The organism is Paenibacillus sp. PK4536 (genome assembly GCF_028594455.2).
In the GTDB taxonomy this organism is placed as follows: Bacteria; Bacillota; Bacilli; order Paenibacillales; family Paenibacillaceae; genus Saccharibacillus; species Saccharibacillus nuruki.
Genome location: NZ_CP126313.1, coordinates 3,666,122 through 3,678,591 on the forward strand (window position 1 = coordinate 3,666,122; position 12,470 = coordinate 3,678,591).

Annotated in this window: 11 protein-coding genes; 7 read left to right on the top strand and 4 right to left on the bottom strand. The window is 38.6% G+C overall.

Features of this window, described 5'->3' with window-relative positions; all coding sequences use genetic code 11:
• Positions 1–117 precede the first annotated feature (117 nt).
• From PO903_RS16250 to PO903_RS16260, 3 genes are all read left to right on the top strand, one after another.
• Positions 118–2,178 carry a serine hydrolase domain-containing protein gene (locus PO903_RS16250; RefSeq protein WP_273593959.1) on the top strand — a complete coding sequence of 687 codons (2,061 nt, stop codon included), beginning with the start codon at positions 118–120 and terminating at the stop codon, positions 2,176–2,178.
• A gap of 148 nt (positions 2,179–2,326) precedes the next feature.
• On the top strand, positions 2,327–3,274 hold the full coding sequence (locus PO903_RS16255) for an AraC family transcriptional regulator (protein WP_069327588.1): 948 nt from the start codon (positions 2,327–2,329) through the stop codon (positions 3,272–3,274).
• Positions 3,275–3,509: 235 nt separating this feature from the next.
• Complete coding sequence (locus tag PO903_RS16260; RefSeq protein ID WP_273593960.1) at positions 3,510–4,469, top strand: SDR family oxidoreductase; 960 nt, start codon at positions 3,510–3,512, stop codon at positions 4,467–4,469.
• Positions 4,470–4,511: 42 nt separating this feature from the next.
• Here PO903_RS16260 and PO903_RS16265 read toward each other — a convergent pair whose 3' ends face one another.
• Together PO903_RS16265 and PO903_RS16270 are read right to left on the bottom strand one after the other, a co-directional pair.
• Positions 4,512–5,699, bottom strand: coding sequence for a macrolide family glycosyltransferase (locus PO903_RS16265; RefSeq protein WP_273593961.1), 1,188 nt, complete (start codon positions 5,697–5,699; stop codon positions 4,512–4,514).
• A 149-nt stretch (positions 5,700–5,848) separates the two neighbouring features.
• Positions 5,849–6,220, bottom strand: a complete 372-nt coding sequence (locus PO903_RS16270) for a winged helix-turn-helix transcriptional regulator (RefSeq protein WP_273593962.1) — start codon at positions 6,218–6,220, stop codon at positions 5,849–5,851.
• Positions 6,221–6,430: 210 nt separating this feature from the next.
• On the opposite strand from PO903_RS16270, the gene nfsA reads away from it, so the two are divergent.
• From nfsA to PO903_RS16290, 4 genes are all read left to right on the top strand, one after another.
• Entirely contained in the window at positions 6,431–7,171 is a 741-nt protein-coding gene (nfsA, locus tag PO903_RS16275) for an oxygen-insensitive NADPH nitroreductase (RefSeq protein WP_273593963.1), read from the top strand.
• Between the two features lie 91 nt (positions 7,172–7,262).
• Positions 7,263–7,700 carry a MarR family winged helix-turn-helix transcriptional regulator gene (locus PO903_RS16280; RefSeq protein WP_069327583.1) on the top strand — a complete coding sequence of 146 codons (438 nt, stop codon included), beginning with the start codon at positions 7,263–7,265 and terminating at the stop codon, positions 7,698–7,700.
• Positions 7,701–7,780: 80 nt separating this feature from the next.
• Complete coding sequence (locus tag PO903_RS16285) at positions 7,781–9,130, top strand: NtaA/DmoA family FMN-dependent monooxygenase (RefSeq protein ID WP_273593964.1); 1,350 nt, start codon at positions 7,781–7,783, stop codon at positions 9,128–9,130.
• The gene (locus PO903_RS16290) at positions 9,123–10,226 is read left to right on the top strand and encodes a Gfo/Idh/MocA family protein (RefSeq protein ID WP_273593965.1); all 1,104 of its coding nucleotides are present in this window, start codon (positions 9,123–9,125) and stop codon (positions 10,224–10,226) included. Before PO903_RS16285 ends, PO903_RS16290 begins: the two co-directional genes overlap by 8 nt.
• An 85-nt stretch (positions 10,227–10,311) precedes the next feature.
• Here PO903_RS16290 and PO903_RS16295 read toward each other — a convergent pair whose 3' ends face one another.
• Together PO903_RS16295 and PO903_RS16300 are read right to left on the bottom strand one after the other, a co-directional pair.
• Positions 10,312–11,004, bottom strand: coding sequence for a response regulator transcription factor (locus PO903_RS16295; RefSeq protein WP_273593966.1), 693 nt, complete (start codon positions 11,002–11,004; stop codon positions 10,312–10,314).
• The gene (locus PO903_RS16300) at positions 11,001–12,470 is read right to left on the bottom strand and encodes a sensor histidine kinase (protein WP_273593967.1); all 1,470 of its coding nucleotides are present in this window, start codon (positions 12,468–12,470) and stop codon (positions 11,001–11,003) included. Before PO903_RS16300 ends, PO903_RS16295 begins: the two co-directional genes overlap by 4 nt.

Sequence of the window (12,470 nt, forward strand, 5' to 3'; positions counted from 1 at the left end):
CGATGTCGTTGAGGGATTGTTTTTTTCGTTTCAGCCCCTTTTGGCTATAATTCTGATTTTTATAGGTAAGATACAGTTATTGATTACATCTGAATATATTACAGGAGGCTATACCGAATGAAAAAGATAGGAAGTTTACTATTAGCGGCTGTATTAACCGTGGTACCGATGAGTCAGACGTTTGCGCAGGGAAGTACAGCTAGTCTATCTAGCGAAGAAAAAGCCAAACAATTAGCTACGACAGTGGTAAAAGATTATGGAGCAAGTGGTGTTCAGTATGCAATTGTCGATCATGGTAAAGTAATTTTATCCGGTCATGCAGGCATCAAAAACCAAGCGGCGAAAGAACAGATTACGCCGGACACGATGTTTGGAATTGGGTCTGTTAGTAAAATGTATGTCACTTCAGCGGTGATGATGTTAGTGGATGCAGGCAAAATTGATATTGATCAACCTCTAACGACATATATTCCTGATTTTAAAATGGCAGATGAGCGTTACAAAAAAATCACTCCTCGCCTATTAATGAATCATTCTTCAGGGTTATACGGGTCACATTACCATAATAGTATTTTATTTGATGATAATGATACTCAGAACTACGATAACTTATTAAAAGAGCTACAAACAGAACGTCTCAAAGCAGATCCGGGAGCATTTTCAGTCTATAGTAACGATAGTTTTCAATTACTTGAGGTATTAGTCGAACGAGTAAGTGGAATGAGTTATTCTGAATTTGTCAAAACTCATATTAGTGAGCCAATGAATTTCAAATCTACACATACGCCATTAGATACGTTTGATCGCAATCAACTATCCAAAACATATTTCCCGGGCATCGCGAGTGCATTACCTGTAGAAAACGCGAATATATTAGGGACAGGCGGTATTTATTCTACAGCAGAAGAATTAGCTACATTTGGTGACGTGTTGATGGGAAATAAGACCGACCTTTTGTCAGAAAAATCTGCTCAAGCTATGCAAAAAGATGAGTATCGGAATGGAATTTGGGTTCCAGAAGAACGAAATACAACTAATTATGGATTGGGTTGGGATGCTGTTAATTTAGCGCCTTTTAGCGATTATGGGATCAAAGCTTTATCCAAAGGCGGAGATACGATTATGTATCATGCGGATCTGATCTCTTTGCCAGAATATGATATGTCTGCTGCCGTCGTTTCTGCGGGAGGATCTTCTATATACAATACACAATTAGCAACTCAATTGTTATTACAAGAATTGAAAGATCAAGGTAAAATCAAAAAGATATTACCTGATCAAACCTTCAAACCTGCTGTTCAAGTCAAAATGCCTGCTGAACTCAAGCAATATAGTGGATTATACGGCACATTAGATAACACATTAACATTGGATATTAGCAAAGGGAAAATAGCACTACCTGATATATTAGGTGGAATTATCCCTGCTCAGACGTATGTGTACACAGGCAAGAAACAATTCACCAGTAAAGATGGAAGTGCAATAGTAAGCTTTGATAAACAAAAGAATGGAAAAACCTATATCAAAGTGAACGCAAATGTAAGTCTTCCGGGGTTAGGACAAACCGTCATGGTATTTTATGAATATCAAAAATTAAGTAAAAATAAAGTTTCGACTGCTGTACAAAAAGCATGGAAAGCACGTGATGGTAAAAAATATTATGCTGTAGACGAAAAGATTAATTCTGCTTTTTATATAGCACCGTCTATTTTGACTAAAACATTGAAGGTCGATGCTACAAATGGTTATGTCAATGGAGATCGAATCATCGATCAGAATAATGCTGTCAATGTAGCACAGATTCCTGTTATGACCGGCAGAGATACTTTCGATCTAGAATTTGTCAAACAAAATAATGTGGAATATCTAAAAGCAGTCAAACAACTATATATTCCAGAAGATGCGATTCAACCTTTATCTAAACAAAATGCTTCCAAAGTCACGATCGCTTCCAATGGACATGTAAAGTGGTTCAAAATAGATAAAACGACAGCTGGTAAATCAATCACTGTCGATTATGCCAACAATGCAGGCTTTGTTGTATACGATGATAAAGGAATGGTTGTCCAATCTTCTATTATTAATCACAAAAAATCAGTGGTTCTTCCTCAAAACGGTTTGATTGTTTTTGGTGGTGAAGCAGGCGATGTGTTGAAAGTAACATGGGGTAAAAAGTAAAACAATACTAGTTAAATAAAATAATCTAAATAAAGAATAGAATAAACAAGAAGTACGTACAAACAGAAAGAATGTTTATGCGTACTTCTTGTTTTGTATTATAATCTTCTAGTAAATATATAAGTACCTGAGAGAGGCATTGGAGACGATGAATAAATTAGAGATTCATTCTACAGAACAGAGTCAAAAAGCATTGGAAGCTGAAACGGCTCGATTAGCAGATTTGATCTCGATCAATGCGACTAAAGATGGAAGTTACGGTGCTGAGCAGATTTCAGGATTATACTTTAATCGTTTCTCTCAAATGGAAAAAGCAGATTATACGCATACCATGTACTGGCCTACAGTAGGTATAGCGGCTCAAGGCAAAAAAGTAATTCAGGTCGGGGATGAGCATTTCGAATATGGTGGTTCGACGATCTTTGTCGCTCCGGTCGCTTTACCTGTCATGATGAAAACGATCGTAGCGAGTCCCACTGAGCCTTTTCTCGGGGTAGGGATATATCTTGATCCACAAAGAATTGCTGAATTAGTACCCAAAGTATACCCTCAAGGATTGCCCAAAGTGACAGAGCGCAGTGCTGGATATATGATACCGGGGGATCTAGCCTTTATACATGCGGTTGCCCGTTTGGTCGAGTGTCTTGCTCATCCTAACGATAGTGAATTACTTGCTCCACTTATTGTGGATGAAATTTTTATACGGCTTCTGCGTAGTCCGATCGGTGTATTTGTGGCTGAGACTGTTTTTGTAGAATCTAATGTACAACGAGTCGCCAAAGCGATTCGCTGGCTTCAAGAACATTTTGCACAGCCTTTAAAAATTCCCGAGTTAGCTGATATGGTTCATTTAAGTCAATCTTCTTTCCGTGAGCATTTCAAAGCAATTACTTCGATGAGTCCGTTACAATACCAAAAAGCATTACGTCTACAAGAAGCAAGAAGACTCATGTTGTCCGGTCGTATGGATGCTATTACGGCTTGTCGGATGGTTGGATATATTAGCGATTCGCAGTTTAGTCGAGACTATAGCCGTTTTTTTGGAAGTCCTCCTAGTAGGGATATGAATAGATGGCGTCAACAGATGAACAGTTAAGCGATAAGAATATCATTTAAATACACCTATGCAATAGAACCTGCGGCTACTGGCTTTGCAGGTTTTTTTGGTATATATAGACTTTCTAGCAAAATAGGCAAGAATTCACGCAGAATAGGCAAAGTTCACCCGACAATCTATCCTATACTACAAAAGACTTAAAAATAGATCCCATATATAGCTATAGCAAACAAGAACATTAAAATGATCAATAACGATCTTAGGAGGATAAATGATGCGTGTATTTGTCACAGGGGCGAATGGATTTATAGGCACAGCAGTGATTCAAGAGTTGATTCAAGCAGGGCATCAAGTAACAGGGCTTGTCCGTTCTACAGAAGGAGCTCATAAGCTGACCGCGCTTGGAGCAACAGCCCAACAAGGAAACGTGGAAAGTGTAGAAGATTTACGTAGAGGAGTAGACAACGCAGATGGCGTGATTCATACTGCTTTTTTTCATAAATTCTCGCATGCCAGCTTATCTACACGTGTAAAGATTGTATTGGGTGGTAATCCTCGTCATGCGGCATCTCGATTTATGGCAATTGCTACGGAGACGGATCGACGTGCGATTGAAACGCTTGGAAAAGCACTTTCGGGAGAAGATCGATCACTTGTCATGGCGTTTCCAACAATGGCACTACGAGCTGGTTCCTTAGCAACTGAAAATGATCCTTCCGATCCTCAATCAGTAGGAGGCGGAAGGACGATTTCAGAGACAACAACGCTGACACTCGCAAATCACGGGGTTCGTTCTTCTGTTATTCGTATAGCCCCACTTGTACATGGCATAGGTGATAAAAGCGGTCTATTACCGACTTTGATTAGCATTGCTCGTAAAAAAGGCGTATCGGCTTATGTAGCAGACGGAGCAAATCGATGGCCAGCTGTACACCGATTAGATACAGCTCGTCTTTTTAGACTCGCTTTGGAACACGCTTCAGCTGGTTCTATATTCCATGCAGTAGGAGAAGAAGGAGTGCCTTTTCGTGATATTGCTCATGCCATCGGTCGTTATCTAAATGTACCTGTATCGAGTATAAAGAAAGAACAAGCTGGTTCTCATTTTGGTTGGCTAGGTGCTTTTGTATCTGTAGACAATTATGTTTCCAGTGCATTCACTCAAGAGCGATTAGACTGGAAGATACAACATCCTGATTTATTTACAGATATGGAGCACAGCCATTACTTTTAATATATATTGGAGCTATAATACTGACTTAGTTATTATAATTATTTAAACTTTGGTATGTTCAAGATAAGCATCGATTCGATCTAGTGCTTCTTGGGGACCGACTGTGTGTTGGAAGCTTTTATTAATTTCCTGCACACCTTTTTTATATAACGGATTCGATAGTACTTCCTGTACGGCTTCTTTGAGCGATTGCACATGGATCTGATCTTTGGTAATACGGTAACCTGCTTGCAGTTCTGTTAGGCGCTGAGCGACCATCGGCTGATCTTTATCTTGAGGTAAAACGACTAAAGGAACATTAAAATGAATACCTTCATTAACACTATTCATCCCGCCATGCGTAATAAATACATCGGCATGCTGTAACACTTCCAACTGAGGAACATAAGGTAAAATCATGATATGTTCAGGGGCGGGGTTAATCTTTGTAACATCAACTTTCTCACCTGTAGCAATGATTACGATACCTTTGAAGTCTGTAAAAGCTTCGATACAAGTGTTAAAGAATTGTTCGGTCTGATCCAGAACGGTTCCCATTGAAATATATAGTACTTTTTGATCTTTAAGAAGATGAAGTGGGAATGAAGTATTTTCAGTACGTTTTGGAAAGCTAGGTCCAATAAAAAGATGTTCATTGCCAAACTGATCGCCATTGGGTTGAAAATATTTACTTGTATAAACAACATTTAGAGCGCCGTTATTGTTCATAAATTGACCCATTTCTTTAGGCATAACGTTGTATTTCTCTTTCATTAGCGATAATCCAGCTTGAATGTTCTCGGCAATCTGAGAAGTCGTATCCACATGACTCGGGAAAATTCGTTTAGTCATTTGATTATTAGATATCAAAAAAGATGGAGACGAGGAAATACCCGGAATATTCAGAAAATCTCGCACTAATTCACCAGCTCCGAATTTATCGTAAAATACAAAATCAAACTGCATGGTCTGCGATAGCTGTTCGGTTAATGCTAAAATGTGTAACGAAGTCTGAATATGAATGTTTAAAAATTCATTTATTCCGTTGGGGCTACCTACATGGATAGACGCATTTCGAAGCAGATCAGTATGAACATGAACAATCGCTCCAACGGCTTCTACTCGATCTCTGAACTTCTCAGTCGTAATATAATGAACCTCATCCCCGCGCGATGTAAAAGCATGAGTGATTCCTAATGTTGGATTCACATGTCCTTCTGCTGGAAAATTTACAATTAAAATACGTAGCATTTGTATCACTCCTTTTCGGTATATGAAGAATGTTATATATGGTACTTATTTTATGATAACAATAAATGGTTCATTTTCCAATTTTGCCGATCTATATCGTCCTAAGTACTCTTTAGTTGGGATGCGATAGACTCTATTGCAATCAACATTTATACAAGTGAAGTATCATCTGGCTGTTCACCATACGCTTTACCAAAAGACTCCATAGCATCTAAAATAGGCATGAGTTTGGTGCCTTTTTCGGTAAGCGAATATTCTACTTTCGGTGGAACGACGGGATACACTTTACGCTTAATCACACCATCTTTTTCTAATTCTCGAAGCTGTTTACTAAGAGAACCTTGCGAAAGATCACCTAGAAACGCTTTGATATCTGAATAACGACGTGTATGACCTTTTAAGTACCATAGGATAAAGTATTTCCAGCGCCCGGATAAAATATTTTGAGTAAACGCAATAGTATACATATCTGATTTGTCTTCTATAAATTCTCTTTGAAATCCATCTTTACACACTCTCATCGTAATCTGATTCCTCCCTAAGTACACAAAAATGTACTATGTTCATTTAAATTGCCCTCTATACAGCTTGAATTATTCATTTTATGATAGTTTCAGTAAGCGATGAGCAACAATAGTTACTAACTGAATATGATTTGAAATATTAATTTTATATTTAGCAAGCTAAGTAATAGTGTATCATATTATTGAAAATTAGAGGAGAAAGCAATCATGAATAAAACGTTAGAATTACTTCATAACCATTCATCTGTACGTTCTTACACCAATCAACCATTAACAGAAGAACAACGCAATGCCATTTTTCAAGCAGCTACGCAAACATCATCATTTAGTCTTTTACAAGCCGTCTCTATTATTCGCATTACAGATCCAGCGCTTCGTCAAGAAGTTATGGAGCTTTGTGGTCATCAACCTTATATCGGTGAAGCAGCCGAGTTTTGGATTTTCTGTTCAGACTTCCATCGCAATCATGAAATCGCTCCTGAAGTAGATATCGAATATATCGAATTTCTAACGATTGGCTTAGTGGATGCTGGGCTTATGGCACAAAATGCTCTAACTGCGGCTGAATCGATGGGGCTTGGTGGTGTGTATATCGGTGGAGTTAAGCTTAATATTGAAAAATTATCTGAATTGCTTCAGTTACCTAAATACGTAATTCCAGCAGTAGGCTTGTGCATTGGTGTTCCAGCAGGAGAGAAAGCAGGTCTTAAACCACGCTTACCGAAATCCATGGTACTGTTTGACAATCAATACCAACCATTGGACACAGAACAATTGGCTGTTTATGATGATACAGTGAAAAAATATTATCAAGCTCGCCCGATTCGCGCGCCTTTCACAGTCAAAACCGTTAAAGGATGGAGCGATCATATTCAAGATCATTTAGAAAGAAGCATCCTGCCTGATATGATGAATTATTTAAATAAAATGGGATACGCCAAAAAATAAATGTCGCTGCTACAGTCAATTGACACATTAATTTCTTCATGTTATATTTAGCCCGCTAACTACTATTGAAGAAATAAGGAATGATGGATAGATGAACGAACCGGTCAAAGATCAAGTGGATTGTGATATCCGCCAGTCGTTAGATCGTGTCTCTTCCCAAATGCGTCGAGACTATAATGAATCTTTGCGACAAATTAATCTTTATGCAGGTCAAGATAAATTATTATATCGATTATGGTTAGGGGATGGTATCACACAAATGCAATTATGTGAGCATTTAAAATGTGAACCACCTACTGTAACTAATATGGTCAAGTCTCTTGAACAAAATGGATTTATATATCGTAAGCGTGATGAACATGATGCTCGTGTGATGCGCATTTTTTTGACAGATGAAGGAAGATTGTTGGAAAAACCAGTAGATCAGAAATGGAAAGAGCAACAGGAAAAGTTACTAGACTCTATCTTTCCAGAAGAGCGTGTGTTTTTAAGAAGGCTTTTAAAACAAATGGAGAGCAACTTATCCTAAGTTGTTCTTCCTTAAATCATTGCAAATGTATCATTTTATTTCAAAATATAGTTAGCTTGCTAAGTAAAGGAAAGATAAATATGGAACAGAAAAAGGAAATGCAGTTATCTTTACAAATGGTTTCAGGGTATGGCGCTGAATTCAATGCTTGGAGAATGCCCGGTGCCGATCCAGCTGCCTATACAAATATAGATAGTTATGTAGAACGTGCGAAGTTAGCCGAGCAAGGTAAGTTCCAAATGATCTTTATCGCAGACACACCAGCATTAACAAGTAGCTTGAGTCATAAGACACCTATGTTTCCGATGGACCCGATGCTGGCTTTGATGGCTGTCGCTAGAGAAACCAAGTACATTGGGCTTGTTGCTACACTATCTACAACTTTTAATTACCCGTACAATCTAGCACGTCAATTCAAAGCATTAGATGTGATCAGTCATGGACGAGTAGGCTGGAATGCTGTGACCACATCCGATCCTAATGTAGCCGCTAACTTTGGAAGCAAGCCTATTAATCGTCAAGAAAGATACGAAAAAGCGCATGAATCTATAGAAATAGTTCAAGCTTTATGGGGAAGTTGGCAAAAGGATGCCTGGACATTGGATGTAGAGACAGGGCAATTTGCAGATATGGACAAAATCCAACCGGTTCATCTTCAAGGTCAACACTATGCGACTCGTGGGCCACTGCCTATTCCACCATCTGAGCAAGGACAGCCTGTTATTTTTCAAGCAGGAGGAGGTCAGGAAGGGTTAGAGTTAGCAGGGAGATTCGCTTCCGGGGTCTATGCTAATCCTTACGATATTCAATCTGCAAAAGAACACAGAGAAGCTATTCGGCAAAGTGCTATCCAATTCGGTCGTGATCCTGATGATATTAAAATGTTTGCAGGGTTTATGTTTTCATTAGGAGCTACAGAAGAAGAAGCACTCATGCGTCGCAAACAACTTATGGATTTCAATCCTGAAGAGATTCCAGGTAGAGTTAGTTATCTCGGTTCTATGATTAATGTACCGTTATCTATACATTCGGTAGATATCGATCAACCGTTAACAACCGAGCAACTTCAATATGCTTATGCAAGCCCGATGGACCCTCGTGCACCCAAAGCGTTACAATTGCTACAACAAGGCTTATCTATTCGGGATGTGCTCGCTCATGGAGTAATCAATTATCATCCTGTAGTGGCAGGTACACCTGTGCAAGTGGCTGACTTTTTAGAAGAATGGTTTCTTGCTGGGGCATGCGATGGATTTTCGATTGTACCGGATGCATCGTTTGATGGAGTGGCTGATTTTGTTCATCTAGTCGTTCCTATTTTACAAGAACGTGGTGTATTTCATAAAGAATACGAAGGAAATACCTTGCGTGAAAATATGAAAGTTCCTTATCAATATGGAGTACAAAAAGGAGATTATAAACATGACTAAAAAAACAAAAGTAGGTATTATCGGTGGGTCTATTAATAACGGATGGGCAAGTGGTACACATATTCCAGCTCTTCAGCATCTTGAGGAGTATGAGCTAACAGCAGTAGGAACAAGTAATAAAGAAAGTGCTCAAAAAAGTGCAGAGGCTTTTGAAGCCACTCATGGTTTTGATCAAATCGAAGAACTGGCTCAACATGATGATGTAGATATGGTAGTTGTTAGTATCAATGTCAAAGAGCATTATGATGCAGTCAAAACTATTATTCCTACAGGTAAGCCGATTTATAGCGAATGGCCATTGGGATCTACGACAGAAGAAGCTATTGAAATGCAAGAATGGGTAGCAACACATCATATTCCAACAGCAATCGGTTTACAAGCGCGACAAGCTCCTGCTATCAACTATGTGAAAGACCTTATTGCGGAAGGATATGTAGGAAAAGTATTGTCTGCGCAATTAAGAGTGTCGATGCAAGGTATGGGTGCTAAAGCTGATAAATCTACAGCTTACTTGTTTGATCGCACATCTGGCGGTAACTTGCTGACTATAGTAGGTGGACATAATATCGATGCATTTACGTATATGCTCGGCGATTTTGCAGAACTTTCAGCGACAACAGCACAACAATTTGCTGAAGTGCAATTAGAAGATATCCAGAAAGTCATCGAAAAAACAACAGATGATCAAATTCTAGTTACAGGAAAATTGACTAATGGTGCTGCTGCTAGTATCCATATTCAAGGCGGAGTCAAACATCCTAAAGGCGTTACACTTGAGATCTTTGGAGATCAAGGAAGTATTGTTCTAACAGCACCAATGACGATTCAATTTGGATCACATCAATTGCTAGGCGCAGGAGTAGGAGATGCAGAGCTTCAAGAATTAACGATTCCAGATTCATATTACTCTGTACCTGAGTCTCTCAAAAATGATCCGGGTTATGTTCTCAATATTGCTCAGGTCTATCATAAATTTGCTCAAGATATTCAAGAAGGAACATCATTAACACCAAATTTTGCAGATGCAGTCAAAGTTCATCAGTTGATTGATGCGATACGAAAGTCGGCACAAACAGGCGAACGTCAATATCTTTAAGTTCATTTTACTCATAGAAAAAGAAGGGCTAATCCTTGATGATTAGTCCTTCTTTTTTTGTTCACTATGATTTAGATATTCGTAGTTAAGGTTGAAAGCGATAACCTACACCCCATACCGTCTGGATATAGCGAGGGTTACTTGGATCTTCTTCTGTTTTTTCACGTAATCGATTAATATGGACAGCTACTGTAGCATTATCACCAATGGATTCGAATCCCCAGATACGCTCATACAATGTATCTTTACTAAATACATTATTGGCATTCATAATCAAAAAGTAGAGCAGGTCGAACTCTTTTTTCTTCAACTCTAGTTCTTTACCATCCAGATAAGCACGGTGAGCTTGAGTATTAATCACAAACGAACCGATTTCAATATGACTACTTCGAGGGGAATCGTTTTTTCCTTTGATACGATCATACTGAGCCAGATTAGATTTCACTCGTGCCACTAGCTCATTAGGGGAGAATGGTTTGACAATATAATCATCTGCCCCCAGACCTAATCCTCGAATCTTATCTATATCTTCCTGCTTGGCGGTCACCATAAGAATCGGAATATCTAGCTTTTCGCGTAATCTACGACATACGGAAAATCCATCTTCACCGGGTAACATCAGATCAAGTAGAATCAGATCGTATTGTCCGGATAATGCTTGTTCTGCACCGGTGATTCCATTGTCTGCAATTTCGACTGCAAAATGATTAATTTCAAGATAATCCCGTTCTATCGATGCAATCGCTTCGTCATCTTCTATAATGAGTATTTTTCTCATCGTATATCCTCCTGCTTAATCAATGGCAGCTCGATAATAATCTGTAGTCCACCTGATGATGCATGCATAGCCTTGATCGTGCCACCCATACGTTCGACTGCTTTGGATGTAATCGCAAGCCCTAATCCGCTACCTCTGTTAGGATTATTACGTGAAGGATCACTTCGATAAAATAAATCAAATAATTGGGGTAGAGATTGTTCAGGGACACCGGGTCCATCATCACTGATACTGATCGTGATCTGATCATGATCAACACGAGTCTGAATATGCACCCATCCACGTTCTTTATGCTTATAGTTTAAACTATTTTCTACAATATTCGTAAATATACTATCTAATTGCAATTGATCTGCAAAAATAACAGCTTTCTGATCTGAAAAGGAAGTGGTGATATACAAGCCTTTACTCCGATATTCTTCGGCTGTGGCTTTGACTAGCGATTCCAACTCATAATTCACATCTAATAGCTCAGGATCATACGGATAATTACCCAGATCCATTTTGGAAAATAGAAAGATTTTGGCAACCATTCGGTCGATATCTCTTGCTTTGGTCTGAATCATCGTAATGTACTTATGTTGCGCTTCAGGTGTATTAGCAACGCCATCTAGCAAACCTTCCGAATAGGCACGAATCGAAGTCAGTGGAGAGCGCAGGTCATGGGAAATACTTGCTAATAGTTCTTTACGACTTTCTTCTTGACGCTGAATTAACTGCATCGACTGTTTTAATTGTAATGCCATATCGTTGAAATCATGACATATCGCTGCAAATTCATCTTTACTCTCATATTGGATACGTGTATCCAGATTACCATCTCTGATCTGTTGCACACCTACAACCAGTGTATCCAGTGGTTGACTGATTCGTTTGAATACAAAATAGGTGAGAAAGCGATTGGTAAAAAAGATCGTGACGATAATGCCTATACCAAATAAAATCATAAAAAGTGTGATTAACATCTGGTACTGACTATAATACCCATCATCACTGTTTCCATTTTCGTGAAAAGAATCGAATGTCGAAATAACATACGTTTGATTATTAATAGCGACTTTTTTGCTATACACATCTTCTTCGGAAAGATAGATACTGCCTTCTCCACTCAAAGACCAGATCGCGTTTATCATTTTATTATTAGGATCGATATCAAGCTTGCCCATATTTAATAATAACGTGCGAGAATTGTAATCGTGTACCGTCAATCGCATAGAATGCTTTTGTAAATAGTCTTCTAATTGCTTTTTCTCAGCTGTTTTTTGTTTCTGAGGATTTTGAATAAGCTCGGTAGCCACAGAAGTGATTTTTTCAGGCACATCATAAATCGAGCTTTCACTGTTATATTGATTTTTCCAATACTGGTACGATAGATATTGTCCTGCTCCGATAATAATAGCCGAAATAAGTACAGGTATGACAATCATCAAAATATTAGAAATGATCAGGCGTTGCTTAATAGTCAT